The organism is Colwellia sp. NW0002-52-1 (assembly GCF_057550865.1).
This window is the reverse complement of the sequence record NZ_BAAJLU010000007.1, coordinates 153,812-170,437: the sequence shown is the minus strand read 5'-3', so window position 1 is coordinate 170,437 and position 16,626 is coordinate 153,812. Positions and strand designations below refer to the sequence as shown.

The 16,626-nt window shown below is 38.2% G+C and carries 11 protein-coding genes; 7 read left to right on the top strand and 4 right to left on the bottom strand.

Annotated features, from left to right (window positions below):
• Positions 1 to 118: 118 nt before the first annotated feature.
• Complete coding sequence (locus AC27H3_RS09430) at positions 119 to 1,522, bottom strand: heavy metal sensor histidine kinase (RefSeq protein ID WP_487105647.1); 1,404 nt, start codon at positions 1,520 to 1,522, stop codon at positions 119 to 121.
• Entirely contained in the window at positions 1,512 to 2,198 is a 687-nt protein-coding gene (locus tag AC27H3_RS09425; protein ID WP_487105645.1) for a heavy metal response regulator transcription factor, read from the bottom strand. The genes AC27H3_RS09430 and AC27H3_RS09425 overlap by 11 nt, the downstream gene beginning before the upstream one ends.
• 155 nt (positions 2,199 to 2,353) lie before the next feature.
• Between AC27H3_RS09425 and AC27H3_RS09420 the strand changes: the two genes are divergently transcribed.
• The 5 genes from AC27H3_RS09420 (at position 2,354) to polA (ending at position 9,821) form a co-directional block, all read left to right on the top strand.
• Positions 2,354 to 4,207: a copper resistance system multicopper oxidase gene (locus AC27H3_RS09420; RefSeq protein WP_487105643.1), complete on the top strand. Its 1,854-nt coding sequence runs from the start codon at positions 2,354 to 2,356 to the stop codon at positions 4,205 to 4,207.
• A complete protein-coding gene (locus tag AC27H3_RS09415; protein WP_487105641.1) occupies positions 4,204 to 5,088 on the top strand; it encodes a copper resistance protein B in 885 nt (294 codons plus the stop codon). The genes AC27H3_RS09420 and AC27H3_RS09415 overlap by 4 nt, the downstream gene beginning before the upstream one ends.
• Positions 5,089 to 5,111: 23 nt before the next feature.
• Positions 5,112 to 5,519, top strand: a complete 408-nt coding sequence (locus AC27H3_RS09410) for a copper resistance CopC family protein (protein WP_487105639.1) — start codon at positions 5,112 to 5,114, stop codon at positions 5,517 to 5,519.
• Between the two features lie 11 nt (positions 5,520 to 5,530).
• A complete protein-coding gene (locus AC27H3_RS09405) occupies positions 5,531 to 6,433 on the top strand; it encodes a copper resistance D family protein (protein ID WP_487105637.1) in 903 nt (300 codons plus the stop codon).
• 643 nt (positions 6,434 to 7,076) lie between these two features.
• The gene (gene polA, locus AC27H3_RS09400) at positions 7,077 to 9,821 is read left to right on the top strand and encodes a DNA polymerase I (protein ID WP_487105635.1); all 2,745 of its coding nucleotides are present in this window, start codon (positions 7,077 to 7,079) and stop codon (positions 9,819 to 9,821) included.
• A 658-nt stretch (positions 9,822 to 10,479) separates the two neighbouring features.
• On the opposite strand, the gene AC27H3_RS09395 is transcribed toward polA, so the two are convergent.
• Positions 10,480 to 11,940: an HDOD domain-containing protein gene (locus AC27H3_RS09395; protein ID WP_487105634.1), complete on the bottom strand. Its 1,461-nt coding sequence runs from the start codon at positions 11,938 to 11,940 to the stop codon at positions 10,480 to 10,482.
• 288 nt (positions 11,941 to 12,228) lie between these two features.
• Between AC27H3_RS09395 and AC27H3_RS09390 the strand changes: the two genes are divergently transcribed.
• Entirely contained in the window at positions 12,229 to 15,066 is a 2,838-nt protein-coding gene (locus tag AC27H3_RS09390; RefSeq protein ID WP_487105699.1) for a M16 family metallopeptidase, read from the top strand.
• A 297-nt stretch (positions 15,067 to 15,363) separates the two neighbouring features.
• Here AC27H3_RS09390 and AC27H3_RS09385 read toward each other — a convergent pair whose 3' ends face one another.
• Complete coding sequence (locus AC27H3_RS09385) at positions 15,364 to 16,221, bottom strand: carboxylate/amino acid/amine transporter (RefSeq protein ID WP_487105632.1); 858 nt, start codon at positions 16,219 to 16,221, stop codon at positions 15,364 to 15,366.
• Between the two features lie 114 nt (positions 16,222 to 16,335).
• On the opposite strand from AC27H3_RS09385, the gene AC27H3_RS09380 reads away from it, so the two are divergent.
• Positions 16,336 to 16,581: an NF038104 family lipoprotein gene (locus AC27H3_RS09380; protein WP_487105630.1), complete on the top strand. Its 246-nt coding sequence runs from the start codon at positions 16,336 to 16,338 to the stop codon at positions 16,579 to 16,581.
• Positions 16,582 to 16,626 lie beyond the last annotated feature (45 nt).

Sequence of the window (16,626 nt, the reverse complement as noted above, 5' to 3'; positions counted from 1 at the left end):
TTATCGACACTATTTGACGAGATAATTTTAAAAGATAAAACCTGTTAGAAAACCACCGGTTAACTTTTATTCGACATAAGAATAGAAGCTAAAGGTGGTTTTTTTATGCTCGTTACTTCTAAACTCTGTTTGGTGGTGCATTAAATAAAACCTTAAAGGTGGTTTTATCATCATCTGAAGTAACCGTTACTTCGCCACTATTTGCTTCTACCATCGCTTTAACAATGGCAAGGCCTAAGCCAACACCTTCACTGTGGCGTTGTCTGGATTTATCAGGACGATAAAATCGGTCAAATAAATAAGGCAAATGTTCTGCCGGTATTTTATCGCCTGGATTACTGATCGAAATAGCGACTTGCCCTTGCACTGTTATTTCAGTTTTGACTACTATCGACAACCCCTTTGCAGTATATCGAATGGCGTTTGATAACAAGTTAGAGAGTAATTGGCGAAAATGTAGTTTGTCACAATAAAAACTTACATCATCACCTTGGCGAACAAAGGTAATGTTTGCTTCTTCGGCGAGGGCATCAAAGTATTCAAATAAAGCTTTAATTTCTGTTTGGCTATTTAATATTTGTTGTTTTGGCTTAATTAAGCCATTTTGAGTTTTAGCTAACCAAAGCATATCTCGCACCATGTTTGTTAACCTATCAAGTTCTTCTAAATTCGAAAATAGCAGTTCTTGATATTCTTCTGACGCTCTAGGCTTTGACAACCCAACTTGAGTTTGTGTAATTATATTGGTTAAGGGGGTTCTTAATTCATGGGCAATATCGGTAGAGAAATTAGACAAGCGTAAAAACTCACTTTGCAGTCTATCTAACATTAAGTTAAATGATTGCACCATGTTTAATAGCTCAATAGGGACGTTTGTTTCGTCTAACCTGATTTCAAAATTGTTTGTTTGAATATCTCGCATTTTTTTGCTCAGACCGCGCAACGGGTTTAATCCTTGGTGAACAGCAAACCAGCCAGCTAGTAGCACTAAAACAGCAGCGCCAATCATAATCGCCCCTAAACTTTGCCTAAATTGAGTTAAAAAACGAGTATGAAAACTCATATCAATAGCAATAGTTGCTTTGTATGTTGCTTTAGGCGTTTGGTAAGTCGTTGCTAATACACGGTATGAGAATTTTCCAACATTTTGATGTGTTATATTTTCAATATCAAAATCACCTTCAATAGCAGGTGCAGTGGTAAAGTGTTGAAAATTTAATGTTGCGTTAGCATAGATAAAATTACCTTTTTGGTCGCTAACTTGATAATAAACGCCATGATGACCTGAAACCGCTTGCGATAACTCTTCTATAAGCGTTTCGTTACTGTCGGTATTTTTAGACAAAGCTTCATTGATTGAAGAAGATATAACTTTGAGTTCATTAATATCCTGCTGAATAAAATGATGTCTTATCGAGGTATCTATTAGTATGCCGAGAAAGGTTAAACTAAATATTGTGCTAACAGCGACAAATAAAACCACTCTAAAAGTCAGAGATAGAGGTCTTTTGTTAACTTTCATTAACTTGAACCTCCAACTTATAACCCATGCCTCTTACTGTGTGTATGAGTTTAATGTTGAAACCTTCGTCAACTTTTCCACGTAATCTGCGAATGGCAACATCAATAACATTAGTATCACTGTCAAAGTTCATATCCCAAACTTGAGATGCAATTAAAGATCGCGGTAAAACTTCACCTTCGCGACGAACCATTAATTCGAGCAGGCTAAATTCTTTATTACTTAATAATATATTTTTACCGGCTCGCTTTACTTTATGCTTTAAAATATCGACTTCTAAATCGGCAATTTGTAGCGTGTTTTCAATTTTCGGTGTTCCGCCACGGCGAATAAGTGTTCTTACACGGGCTAATACTTCTGAAAATGCAAAGGGCTTAATAAGGTAGTCATCGGCACCAAGTTCGAGGCCTTTTACTCTGTCATCAACGCTATCGCGAGCCGATAAAAATAACACAGGTGTTTGATTACTTGCTTCTCTAAGCGATTGTAAAATCCGCGAACCTGAAACGTCAGGCAGCATTACGTCTAATATTATGACGTCAAATACTTCAGTCATCGCCAAATGATGACCGTCTAAACCATTACGCACTAATGACACCTGAAACCCAGCTTCCGTTAAGCCTTGTTTCAAATAGTCACCTGTTTTTTGCTCATCTTCTACAACCAGTAATCGCATGAAGTTTTCCTAAATCATAAATATTTATACATTATGGCGTAACTGTGTAAACAGCAACATGACATTAAGATTACAACTTTGTCATGTTTGAGTCATGTTATTGACAGGTATCATCTTTATACTGCACTTATATTGTGAATAAGAGGAGTCCGTTAATGGGCGACATTAATAAAATACAGTCATCTTTCATGCCTCGCCGCAGATTTGTTCAAGGACTTGTCGCGGGGGGAGTGCTAGCGGCGTTTCCAAGTATTATTCATGCAGCTTCATCGTTATTTACAGATACAATCACCGGAAATGCACCAGAGCTTAGCGGTAAAGTTATTGAGTTGGTTATCGACGAATCTCCAGTTAACTTTACTGGTGTTGTTCGTATGGCAACGACCATTAATGGCTCAATACCTGCTCCTACTTTACGATTGCGAGAAGGAGATGATGTTACCATTAAAGTAACAAATAAATTATCAGTGCCTAGTTCTATTCATTGGCACGGTATAATTTTGCCATATCAAATGGATGGTGTACCCGGCATTAGTTTTAAAGGCATTATGCCTGGCGAAACTTTTGTTTATAAGTTTAAACTACAGCAAAGTGGTACATATTGGTATCACTCCCACAGTGGTTTTCAAGAAATGACTGGCATGTACGGCGCTCTTATTATTGAGCCAAGAGAAACCGACATTATTAGTTCAGATAACGAACATGTTATTCAATTATCTGATTGGACAGATGATGATCCAATGGCATTGTTCCGAAAATTAAAAGTACAGAGTGATGTATTTAATTTCAGCCAACCTACGGTACCTGAATTTTTTGCTGATGTGTCAAATAGTGGTGTCGCCAATGCCTTGCAGCGTAGAAAAATGTGGCATGAAATGCGAATGAACCCAACAGATCTCGCCGATTTGTCAGCATCAACTATGACCTTTCTAATGAATGGCAGCACGCCCATGGCTAACTGGAGAGGCTTATTTAAAACGGGCGAAAAACTCAGGCTAAGATTTATCAACGGTTCGAGTAATAGTTTTTTTGATGTAAGAATACCGGAATTAAAATTAACGGTCGTACAGGCCGACGGACAAAATGTAGAACCCGTAACCGTTGACGAATTTCGCTTTGGGCCCGGTGAAACATACGATGTAATTGTTGAACCTAAAAACGATGCTTATACTATTTTTGCTCAAAGTATGGACAGATCTGGTTATGCAAAAGGCACTTTGTCGGTAGCCGAAGGTATTGATGCACCAACACCAACCTTAGATCCTGTTGAATGGTTAACGATGACTGACATGATGGGGAATATGGGTAATATTGGGCATGGCAACGATAAAGGCGCTATGACAGGTATGGACCATGGTGCTATGGCTAACATGAAGCAGTCAGGCATGGACCAAGGTTCAATGAAAATGGACCATAGTCAACATGGCGCAATGGCAATGGACCATAGTAAGCATAATATGTCTGATAACCCGCTTAGCGTTGCGAGTTCGAAAGTTCGTCATGCCAAAACAGAATATGGTGCATCAGTTGACATGCGTGTTGACATGCCCAGAACAAATTTAGACGACCCAGGCATTGGCTTGCGTAAAAATGGTCGCCGTGTACTCACATTGGCTGATCTACATTCTTTGGATGGAATTGCTAATCATCAAGAGCCAGAAGCGGAAATTGAACTGCATTTAACCGGTAATATGGAACGCTACAGTTGGTCTTTTGACGGCCTAGAGTTTGGTAAAAGTACACCAGTACATATGCAGCACAATAAACGTATTCGGGTGATTTTACAAAACGATACCATGATGACGCATCCTATGCATTTACATGGTATGTGGAGTGATTTAGAGAATGATCAGGGTGATGTTCAAGTCCGTCGTCATACTATCCCAGTGCAACCGGCACAGCGGATCAGCTTTTTAACCACACCACATGATGTGGGGCGTTGGGCATGGCATTGTCATTTATTATTCCACATGGATGCAGGTATGTTTAGAGAGGTGGTTGTATCATGAAAAATTTAACATTGTTAACCACATCGTTAACCACATTGATGTCCACCGTGTTGCTTTGCTTACCCTTAATAAGTACACCATTATTTGCCCAAAATGACATGTCAGGTATGGCTGGCGCAGATGGTGAAAAACCACAGCCACAAAGCGGAGACGCGCCAAAGGATGCCAGAGATCCACATGCATATTCGGCAGGTACAACGTTAACTGAAGGCCCTTATACCTTAGGTGAAGAGCATAGGTTAACGCTGGCCGATGAACATAGCTTTTATACCCTCTTAGGCAACAGGCTTGAATATAATGAGCAAGCTAATGCTGGCGTATTCGATTTTCAAGCTTGGTATGGCACCACATTTGATCGATTAGTGATTAAAACAGAAGGTGATATTTCAGAGGGTAATTTGGAAGAAAATCAAACCGATATATTATGGGGACATGCCCTGACTGGATATTGGGATACGCAATTAGGTATTCGCGTTGACTACTATAAAGAAGGCAAAAACCGTCAATGGCTAGCATTTGGTGTGCAAGGCCTAGCACCTTACTGGTTTGAAATTGATATGACCGCTTACTTAGGCGAGGGCGGCAATACAGCATTAACCTTTGAAGCAGAATACGAATTACTACTGACACAAAAATTGATTGTACAACCGCGTGCTGAACTGACCCTGTATGGTAAAAGTGATGTTGAAAATGGTTTAGGCAGTGGTTTATCAAGTAGTGCTATTGGTTTTCGAGTGCGTTATGAATTCACCCGTCAATTTGCACCTTATATCGGTGTTGAATGGACAAACAAGTTTGGCACTACAGCAGACTATGCAGAACAAAACAGGCAAAGTAGCAGCGAAACAGAATTTGTTGCTGGCGTAAAATTTTGGTTTTAATTTTTTAATAAATAGAGGTAGTAATGAAATTATTTAATAAAGTAGCGGCATTTTTAAGCCTAGCATTAGCATTTACAGCATCGGCACATGTGTCAATGACACAGTCATCACCTGAGAATGAGGCTATGTTGATGCAAAGCCCTGAAGAACTTGTGTTGACCTTTAGTGGTGAAGGTAGATTAGCTAAAGTTTTACTTACAGATTCAGGTAATAAAGAAGTAGATTTTAACTTTAAGCCAAGTGCACAGGCGAGTAAGCAGTTTAATTACAAATTACCGACCTTAAGCGAGGGACAATACACGGTTAAGTGGATGGTCTTAGGTGGTGATGGCCATAAAATGACCGGCACTTTTACCTTTATGATTGGTGAACATGGTATGCATCAAGATATGAAAAAAGCAATGCCAGCTTCGCACAGCCATAATCACTAGGACGCTAATCAATGGAAATAAGTTACTGGTCAGTGTTATTACTGCTATTAAAATTAGTCATTTATGTTGCTAGCGCAGCGTTGGCCGGTAACTTAGTTTTACGTTTACTAGTTCGAAACAATCAAGCTAGCGCCGAGAACCTTGCGGCTTTTAATGTCTATCTAAAACGTGGGGCTTTGGTTTGTTTAAGCTTAGCGTTAATTGCTTCTATATTACAGGTGCCAATTGAGGCAGGGGCAATGGCTGAATCAGGTTTCTCTGGCATGACTGATGCCTTTATGTTGGAAATAGTTTGGCAGTCAGTTATTGGCGAGCAAGCCTTGGTAAGAATACCTGCTTTTTTACTCGCTATCGTTGCGCTGATTACTTGGGGTAAATATAGCCCCTTATTTAATGCGCTCAATATTTTGGTAACAGTTGGAGTGCTGATAGTCATTACCTATAGCTTTACTTTTACTGGTCACAGTGCTGAAAAAAATTTCTGGATAAAAGCTTTATTAGTACTTCATGTTTTGGCCATTACTTATTGGGTAGGTTCATTATTACCACTTTATAAAAGTTGCCAGTTACTAGCACCGACTGAAGTGAAGCGTTTAATGCATCAATTTGGTCAGCTTGCGATTATTATTATCGTACTACTTTTAGCATCAGGCATTACCCTGATTTTACAATACTTAGATACAGTGGCAGATTTGTTCAGCTCGAGTTATGGGCAATTAATCTTACTTAAATTATTATTGGTTAGTGCAATGCTTATATTGGGGGCGTGGCATAAGTTATCGCTGGTACCTCAGATCACCGAAGCACATCATGTACTCATATTAAAGCGCTCTATTTCAATTGAAATGTTTATCGCACTTACCGTATTAATCATTACAAGTATATTTACTACGCTAGTTGGGCCACCTATGTAGAAAATAAGCTCATAAAGCACATAACCGAAGTCACTTTATGCTACTTAACACGTATGTCTAAAGTGGCTTTTTTATTTGCTGAGTTACATGCCTTACATTTAGTTATTAACGCTCATTGGCGTTACTCACATTCATGAGTAACGGCTGTTTAGTTTTTATTCATCTTGGATTCATTATCAAATAAAAACGATATTTTTATTAAAAATAAATTCATCGAATTCAGCTAGCCCTTGCCAAATATAGCTTATGTTTTTTTGTTATTTCTAGGTGTCATAAAAGGGTAAAAATAGTTTAATAATTGTCTGGTAATGGCGCGGTTTTCTGGTAATCTCTTAGCTCGCTTATTTCTATTGTTCGTTAATTGAACAAGTAAATCTAAGCTTGGACATTTATTTATCCACATAATATAAAAATAATAAAAAATATGTGAAAAGGATTTCTGACTTACCTTTTTCCTTATATAACAATTAATTAAAATATACTTGCCGTAAAGTTCGCCAGATCTTTAGGGGGTTTTCCTGTGCTTTTCAACATACTTATCCACAATTTCGGTTATTTTTGTGACTAAATATAATGAATAGCTAGAGAGAATTTGCCGATTATGGCATGCTTACTCCATCTTTCTTCTAGTTATAAAATTATCATGCCAACTTCTGACCAATCACCGCTTATTTTAGTCGATGGTTCATCTTATTTATTTCGCGCATATCACGTGCCATATTTGCAAGCATTATCAACTTCTGAAGGTCAACCTACAGGCGCTATTACTGGCGTCTTGAATATGATCAGAAGTTTGAAAAAAGATTACCCTAATGGCAATATTATTGCGATATTTGACGCTAAGGGTAAAACATTTCGCAATGACATGTATCCAGATTACAAAGCTAATCGCCCGCCAATGCCAGACGACCTTCGTACACAAATTGCGCCAATTCATGACATTATTACCGCTATGGGTTTGCCACTATTAGTCGTCGATGGCGTTGAAGCAGACGATGTTATTGGCACTTTATCTCATCAAGCAACAGCCCTAGGTATTGAAACGGTAATTTCTACCGGTGATAAAGATATGGCGCAGTTAGTCAATCCCCATGTGCGTTTAATCAATACCATGACTAATGTTGAAATGGATGAAGCAGGCGTAATTGAAAAGTTTGGCGTGCGCCCAGATCAAATAATTGACTACCTTGCCTTAATGGGAGACAAAGTAGACAACATTCCAGGCGTTGAAAAATGTGGCCCTAAAACGGCGGTAAAATGGTTAACGGCTCACCCAAGTTTGCAAGAAGTTATGGATCATGCTGATGAAGTTAAAGGCAAAGTCGGCGAAAACTTACGCACAGCGTTAGAATTTTTACCGTTATCTTATGAACTTGCCACCATTAAGCTTGATGTAGTACTAGAGCAAAACGTTGCTGAACTTAAGCCAAAAACACCAGACACAGAAACATTAAGAACATTATATAAAAAGTACGAACTTAAACGCTTATTAGCCGACTTAGATGCAGGTGATAGCCAAGTTGCTGCGCAAAGTACTCAACAAAGCGCTGAAGTTGCAGAAATTCCAGCAGCCGTTGATAGCGAATACGAGATTATTCTAGACCAAGCTAGTTTTACACTTTGGCTTGAAAAGCTAAACAAAGCTGAGCTTTTTGCTTTTGATACTGAAACCACTAGCGTTGATTACATGAAAGCAGAGTTAGTGGGTCTATCTTTCTGTATAGAAGTAGGTAAGGCTGCTTACGTACCCTTAACGCATGATTATATTGATGCACCTGAGCAGTTATCATTAACGTGGGTGCTTGAGCAGCTTAAGCCATTATTAGAAAGTGATACTGTCTTTAAAGTCGGGCAAAACTTAAAATATGATGCCAATGTATTATCGCATTACAATATTGAAATGCAGGGTATTAAATTTGACACCATGCTTGAGTCTTATTGTTTTAATAGTGTAGCAACGCGTCACAACATGGATGCACTAGCAGAGAAGTATTTAGACTATAAAACAGTACATTTTGAAGAAATAGCAGGCAAAGGCGCTAAGCAACTTACCTTTAATCAAATTGATATTGAAAAGGCTGGGCATTATGCCGCTGAAGATGCCGATATCACTATGCGTTTGCACGAAGCTATTTATCCACAATTAGCCAAGATAACTTCACAGCTATCAGTATTTACTGATATTGAAATGCCGCTATTGCCGGTGCTTGCTCGCATGGAGCAGCATGGTGTGTTAATAGATTGCGATATGCTCGCAGATCAAAGCCAGTCGATAGGTGCACGTTTAGCCGAGCTAGAAATCGAAGCACATAATTTAGCAGGCAAAAGCTTTAACTTAAGTTCTCCTAAGCAATTACAGGTTATTCTATTTGACGAGCTTAAAATTCCGGTTATTAAGAAAACACCTAAAGGTGCGCCTTCGACGGCAGAAGAAGTGCTGCAAGAATTAGCCTTAGATTACCCATTACCAAAAGTAATTTTAGAGAACCGTGGCTTGAGTAAATTAAAGTCTACGTATACGGATAAGCTACCGCTATTGGTTAGCACTAAAACTAATCGAGTGCATACCTCTTACCATCAGGCCGTTACAGCTACGGGTAGACTTTCTTCTACTGATCCAAACTTGCAAAATATTCCTATTCGTAGTGAAGAAGGACGAAAAATTCGCTTAGCCTTTATTGCGCCACCTGAGCATAAAATTGTTGCTATCGATTACTCGCAAATTGAATTACGCATTATGGCGCATTTATCTGACGACCCAGGCTTAGTAAAAGCCTTTTCTGAAGGTAAAGATGTACATAAAGCAACAGCAGCAGAAATTTTTGCTGTACCGCTAGACGAAGTTACCAGCGATCAACGTCGCAGCGCTAAAGCAGTTAACTTTGGTTTAATTTATGGCATGTCAGCCTTTGGCTTAGCAAAACAGTTAAACGTACCTCGCCATACCGCGCAAGCTTATATGGATAAGTACTTTGAACGTTACCCTAATGTATCTCAATACATGGAAGATACCCGTCAAAAAGCGACAGAAACGGGTTATGTTGAAACCTTATTTGGTCGCCGACTTTATTTACCCGATATTAATGCTAAAAATGGTATGCGCAAAAAAGCGGCTGAGCGTGCTGCTATAAATGCGCCAATGCAAGGTACAGCCGCCGATATTATTAAAAAGGCTATGCTAGATGTTGATGCTTGGATTCAAGAGCAAAACGACCCTAGAATTAAAATGACCATGCAAGTGCACGATGAATTAATTTTTGAAATTCATCAGGATATTGTTGAAGCAACCACGGCTACATTGGTAGAGGTAATGAATAATGCTATCACCATGAGTGTACCGCTAATTGCTGAAGCTGGTATTGGTGATAACTGGGAGCAGGCACATTAATGCCAGTATTAATGTGCCTTATTGTTATAATGTTTATGCTATGGTGAAATTATTTCACTAGCCAAACGTTCTTATTAAATAACACTTAATGATCCCTTCAACGAGTGTTACTTTATAGGCCTCTACGCAGAGGCCTTTTTTTTAGTTTTATTCCTTCATTTTATTTATCCTGAACTCTGGATAATCAGTGCTTGATACTCAAGTGAGTCAAAAGCTTAGGTAGTAAAGTCAATGCTTAGCTGGGTGAACATCACGAATAGACACCATCAATGCTTCATTCTATGCCACTTCCAAAGTAAAAACGTTTATCAATAGCGCACTATTTATCGACTTTTGAACACAGATAATGGATTAAAAGGTAATTAAATAACTAAAAATGTAAAAAAATTACAAATGAGCTTTACATGCTTAGAGTTGTTACTCTATAATTGCCTTGTTTCCAAATTTAACACTTGTTGTGAAAGTTTGAATTTAAGCTTCCCCATATAGCTTTTGAGTCGATAACTTAGTTGTCGACTCTTTTTTTTGCTTGAAATATGAGTAAGTAAATTATGATCCGAGAATATACTTAGCACAGATAAAATTTAAAATTGTAATATAATTACACAAAAACTTAAATGGGTGCTGGTAAGTAACGAAAGACTGAGGAAAGTTTACTTTATTTGTTTTTGTATGAAAGCATGGTTAAGCACAAGTTAAGGTGCTCGACTAGCGCAGAACAAAGATCAAAATCTGTACTAGAAATCTCTTTATCATGTTGAAAAACTTGTGCGGTAATTACACCTATCGGTGTTTGAGCCACTTTAATTGGGCAAATTATTACTGAGCCTTTAACCATAAACTCGGCAATTTCACCGGTAATGAATTGATACCATTTAGCTTCTTGGCGATCTTTTACTAAAATGGCTTGGCCATTATCCATAGCGTAGCTAAAAACATTATTAGTTCGTACAAGAGAAAACTTGGTATTAATATCAGATTGTTTACCGGTTATATCGTATGTAAAACGTGATTTTATCGCCTTTTTATCATCAACAACTAAAAATAAACTGCAATGTTCAAATGCAAATATTGTTGACATAGCTTGCAAGGTTAATTGTATAAACTCTGTTAAGTCGGTCGAAGATTTAAGCAAGGTATTGAGCTTACTATAAGTACTAAGCAAATTAATTTCTTTCTCAGGATTAGGCTTTAAAACTTGGTACTTATTACCTTGGAAGTCACCTTCTTTTGGCAAAGGTTTAATATGCTTGGTTAAAGCAGAAGCACCGTAAGATGCTAGTAGTTTGTTAGCCCTTTCACGTAAATGCTCAATTTTCAGTACTAACTGTCGAACATTTAAGCCAGTTAACTTCGCTACATCTGTTAACAGTTGCTGAAACTCTTCTGCGCTACAGCTTGGATTTGCAATTGTGTTACTGAGCTTATCCGCAAAATAAATTATTTGAATTTCAATCGTTCGACTTTTAGGTTTATCTAAAGCTTTTAATAATAAATCGCTTAAGCCCCATGTTTTAACAAGTTCAGTACTAAGCTGTGAAAAGTCGCAGCCAATTTCATTAATGCATTTTTGACGAAAGCTTTCTGTGGCCATATCATTATGCGAGATCAATTCTTCGGCAGACTCTCCACCTACAATCCAAAAGGCAGTTTCGCCTATTCGATAGAGCATTGCTGCTAAATAGAGTTCTTCCTGAGTATCTTCTGCATATTGTGGTGCCATCATTTTGGCTAATAGCCCAGCATAAAAGGAGCTTGCCATTGATTGTGTTAATTGATGGTAAATTTTAGGGTTAAGTTCTTTATTTGATAACAGTCCTTCAACTAATTTAGAGGTAAGGCAAATGTTTTTTACTGACCTAATCCCCAATATCACTGCAGCACGAGAAACAGTATTCACCTTATTAACACTAAAATGTTGCACACTATTAGCAACTTTAAGCAGACAAGAAGAAAGCGCTTGATCGTGCAAAATTGCCTGGCTTAATTTAGGTAAAGACGATTTATCATCATTATTAAATTTGTCCAGCATTTTAGCTGTCGAGGTGATAGCAGGCAGTTCACTTTTAGCAATGATATCAACCCAATGCTCAATAGAAGTCTGCGGTAGGTCTTTCATCTATTTGCTCCGAGTTTTGTTAAGCTCAATTTAGGCTTTTTGATCGAGCGTAACATATTTTCTAATAAAGTAACTGAATATCGATTAAACAGTGGTTTCTAGCGCGCCATCAGTCGCTTACCTATTAGTGCAAAAATATAGGATTTATCGGTAAACTGCGTTACTAAATTTTACAATATTTTTAGCAAAATATAACAAACAAGCTATTGTGCTTGTTGTCTATTTAGTTAGTATTGAGATAACTCAATATAATAGTTGTACCTAAAGGTGAATATTTTGAATAAATGGATGCTACCCTTGTTATGTCTGTGTTTAACGGCATGTGAAAACACTAAACAAGCAGCGACTAAAGAGACAGCAATAACAGTGCCTGGCATAACCTTTGTTGAGCGTGTAGACAGTAAAGCTGGAAAAACGGTCATTCCTTATCAGAAATATGTATTAGATAACGGTTTAACACTGATACTTCATCAAGATAACTCTGACCCACTCGTTCACGTTGATATGACTTACCATGTTGGCTCGGCTCGCGAAGATATTGGCAAGTCTGGCTTTGCACATTTTTTTGAGCATATGATGTTTCAAGGCTCAGAAAATGTTGCAGACGACGAGCATTTTAAAATAGTGACTGAAGCTGGCGGCACCATGAACGGTACAACCAACAGTGACCGAACAAATTATTTTCAAACAGTACCCGCTAACCAACTTGAAAAAATGTTATGGCTTGAAGCTGACCGCATGGGTTTTTTAGTTGATGCAGTCACCCAAGAAAAATTTGAAATACAGCGTGAAACCGTCAAAAACGAACGCGGTCAAAATTACGAAAATCGTCCTTATGGATTATTACGCGAACGTGTAGCGGAAGCTATGTATCCTGTTGGTCATCCATATTCATGGCAAACTATTGGTTATATCGACGATCTAAATCGTGTAAATGTTAATGATTTAAAAGCCTTTTTCTTACGTTGGTATGGCCCTAACAACGCGACTTTAACTTTAGGTGGCGATTTAAATGTGGCTGAAACCTTAGCTATGGTGAACAAATACTTTGGTAGCATTCCTCGTGGTCCTGAAGTTAACATGCCTGAAAAACCGCAATTTACTATAGATGCAGATCGTTATATTTCTATGGAAGATAATGTGCACTTGCCATTAGTGTATATGTCTTACCCAACGGTAAGTGTTAGGCATAAAGATGAAGCGGCATTAGATTTGTTGTCGAGCATTTTAGGTGGTGGAAAAACGTCATTATTGTATAAAAATTTAGTGAAAAATCAGCTAGCGGTGCAAGCCTCAGTAAGTCACCCATGTGCTGAACTCGCTTGTACTTTTAACTTGCTAGCCTTACCTCACCCGGCTTCTGGTAAAACCTTAGCAGATATGGAAAAAGTGATTCGTGATACGTTACTCGAATTTGAAGCACGTGGTGTAGAAGATGACGATTTAATTAAAGCTAAAGCTGAAATGGAAGCAGGTTTTGTGTTTGGTTTGCAAAGTGTTGCCGGTAAAGTAAGTCAGTTAGCGGCGAATGAAACTTTCAAAGGCAACCCAAATTATATTGAACAAGACATCGCGCGCTATGCCAACGTAACTAAAGCAGATGTTATGCGTGTTTACAAAAAATACCTTAAAAATAAACATGGCGTGATCATGAGTATAGTACCAAAAGGGCAGTTGGCATTTGTTGCCGCTCCTGATAATTTCGTTGCACCTAAACGAGTGCTTCCAACACTTGAAAGCGCTACCGCCCAAAATTTACAAGTCCGTAAAGCAAAAGATGACTTTGATCGCAGTGTAACTCCAATTGCTGGCGCGAATAAAGCCGTTGAAGTTCCTAAAATGTGGCGAGAAACTTTTGCTAACGGCATTAAAATACTCGCAACGCAAAGTACTGAAACACCAACAACGTCAATGTTGATAAAAATTCCTGCAGGTCATTACTTTGAGCAGAAAGAAAAGGCAGGCACAGCATCATTGTTAGCGGCGATGTTAAATGAATCTACTACGCAGCGAAGCGCAGAAGACATGAGTAAAGCGCTGCAAAAACTCGGTGCCTCGGTTAACATTTCAGCAGGCACGCAATATTTATCGATCAATATAAACGCCTTAACTAAACACATAGATGCCACACTTGCGTTAGTGTATGAAAAGCTTACCCAACCTGCGTTCTTGCCAAATGAATTTGATCGTAATAAAAACAACGCTATTCAAGGCGCAATTAATGGCAAAAAAGATGCAGGCTATTTAGCGGCAAATGCTTATCGCCAATTACTACATGCAGACAATATTGCTGCGACGTCTAGTAATGGTTCAGAGGCGTCATTATCGAATATTGCACTGGCCGATGTTAAAGCACTTTATCAACAGCAAGTTAAAGCTAAAGGCAGTGAAATAATACTGGTATCAGATTTAGAGAAAACAGCGGTATTAAAGTCTTTAAGTGTATTTAATACTTTAACAGGTGAAGCAAAACCTTTGTTATTAGACTTACCTGAATCTAATGCTAAACGTGGAGTTATTTATTTAGTTAATAAAGATAACGCAGCACAATCGGTAATTCGCATAGGTAAGCGCTCACTTACGCAAGACATCACAGGCGAGTACTATCGTGCTTATTTAATGAATTTCCCGCTAGGTGGTGCTTTCAATAGCCGTATTAACTTAAATTTACGAGAAGATAAGGGCTATACCTACGGTGCAAGTTCGTATTTCTATGGTAATAAATTTTCCGGCACATTTACCGCCAGTGCAGAAGTACGTGCAGACGTTACCGATAAATCGATTGTTGAGTTTGTTAAAGAAATTAAACGTTACGCAGAACAAGGTATAAGTGATGAAGAGCTAGTCTTTATGCGCAATGCCATTAATCAAAAAGATGCATTAAAGTATGAAACTCCGGGTCGTAAGTTAAGCTTTTTAGCACAAATTTTAGAGCACGACTTAAGTGCTGGCTTTGTTAAAGAGCGCAATAATATAGTCGCCAATATTAGCAAGGCAGAGATTAATTCCTTAGCGAAAAAACACTTAAACTTAAGTGAGATGTTAATGGTAGTGGTTGGTGATGCTAACACCCTGAAACCTCAACTAGAAGCGTTAGGTTACCAAGTGATTAATTACGAAATTTAGCTTAGCTATGCATAGCTAAAAAAATATGCATAGCCAAAAAGTTAAAATAAATTAAAAGCATATAACAAAGGCTGTCGTTTGGTGGCCTTTCCTATATGAAGAAAATGAAAAGCTTTACCTATAACGTCATCTGCAGTTTCACGGCTAACCGAACCTAATTTATAACGGTAACGAGATTGAACAACATGAACGTTTAGGTATATCTTTCGGTTTTAATACTTTGAACCATAACAATCTTTAAATGGTTGATTTTTATCGTTTTTAATGGTTAGCGACAAGCGTTTAGGTTATGGCAGCCTAGGTTTTTATCGACGTTTTAGTTTTTACTTGGTTAAGTAATAAAGCGGCGAAAATAATCCCAGCGCCAATACTTAACCTGGGTATGTCAGCCTCTGTATTCCATATCAGCACGTTAACAACAATGCCTGCTGGAATAAGTAAGTTATTCATTGCTGCTAATGTTCCGACATTGACAAGCGTTGCGCCTTTATTCCAGCCAAAATAGCCTAAACCTGAAGCAACGATACCTAAGTATATTAGCACCCCCCACTGAGTTGGTGTGCTGGGTAATTTATCGCTATTGCCAAATAACACATAACAAACAGAAGCCACAATGAATGCACCAATAAAAAACCAGCCGAATACGGTTTTGTGGTCGAGCTTACTGTCGATCATTAAGTGCTTGTATGTTACTTGCCCTGTAGCAAAGCACATGTTGGCGGCTTGCACGAGTAACAAACCCACCAAGAAGTTGCTGTTAATGCTTTCGTAGCGAATAGCTAACGCACCACATACCGCAATAATAGCGATAAGAAAAAACCGAGGATTAAAATGCTGTTTAAGGGCATCATTAAGCAGGGTAATATAAATAGGGGTCATCACGGTAAATAATAAGACTTCGGGCACGGATAAATATAAAAAGGAGTGATAGTAAAAACTATACATTACGCCAAGTTGTATCGCGCCAATAAGCATCAGTTTTAAAGCTAAGGCCTTGGGTGTTTTTTTTAATTTTAAAAACGGTAAAAAAACTAAAGTCGCCAGCGCAATACGCATTAAAACGCTAAACCAGGCATCAACTTGGCCTGCTAAATAAACGCCAATTAAACTGAATGAAAATGCCCACAACAGGGTCACTGCAAGTAAATAGCCCATAAATATCATCGTTAAATCATTAATGGCGACAGTTTATCTCTTATGGAAAATAAAATCTCTTTGTTGGGCTTTAACTAGCATAACTATAGTGGCAACTTTATTGTTAATTAGTATATGAATTCATTTATTGATTTATCATTTAATTATCGTATTCTGAATGAATATTTTTACTTATTTGGTGAAGTTGTTTTGAAAAAAATGGCAGAAGGTCTTTTATTGTTGGGTGTAATTTTTAGTTTGTCAGGCTGTATTGCAGCGACAGTTATTTCTACCGCGGTTGATGTGACTACGACCGTAGTGGGTGGCGCTGTTGATGTTGTGGATACGGTTACGCCAGATATTATTGATGACGAAGAGTAACCAATTAGCGAGCCTAGCAATAAGCAAACTGAATTTGCCTACTGC

Coding starts and splice junctions, on each gene's coding strand:
- AC27H3_RS09425 (WP_487105645.1), bottom strand. CDS start 2,198: ATGCGATTACTGGTTGTAGAAGATGAGCAAAAAACAGGTGACTATTTG.
- AC27H3_RS09410 (WP_487105639.1), top strand. CDS start 5,112: ATGAAATTATTTAATAAAGTAGCGGCATTTTTAAGCCTAGCATTAGCA.
- AC27H3_RS09395 (WP_487105634.1), bottom strand. CDS start 11,940: ATGAAAGACCTACCGCAGACTTCTATTGAGCATTGGGTTGATATCATT.
- polA (WP_487105635.1), top strand. CDS start 7,077: ATGCCAACTTCTGACCAATCACCGCTTATTTTAGTCGATGGTTCATCT.
- AC27H3_RS09420 (WP_487105643.1), top strand. CDS start 2,354: ATGGGCGACATTAATAAAATACAGTCATCTTTCATGCCTCGCCGCAGA.
- AC27H3_RS09390 (WP_487105699.1), top strand. CDS start 12,229: ATGCTACCCTTGTTATGTCTGTGTTTAACGGCATGTGAAAACACTAAA.
- AC27H3_RS09405 (WP_487105637.1), top strand. CDS start 5,531: ATGGAAATAAGTTACTGGTCAGTGTTATTACTGCTATTAAAATTAGTC.
- AC27H3_RS09430 (WP_487105647.1), bottom strand. CDS start 1,522: ATGAAAGTTAACAAAAGACCTCTATCTCTGACTTTTAGAGTGGTTTTA.
- AC27H3_RS09385 (WP_487105632.1), bottom strand. CDS start 16,221: ATGGGCTATTTACTTGCAGTGACCCTGTTGTGGGCATTTTCATTCAGT.
- AC27H3_RS09415 (WP_487105641.1), top strand. CDS start 4,204: ATGAAAAATTTAACATTGTTAACCACATCGTTAACCACATTGATGTCC.
- AC27H3_RS09380 (WP_487105630.1), top strand. CDS start 16,336: ATGAATTCATTTATTGATTTATCATTTAATTATCGTATTCTGAATGAA.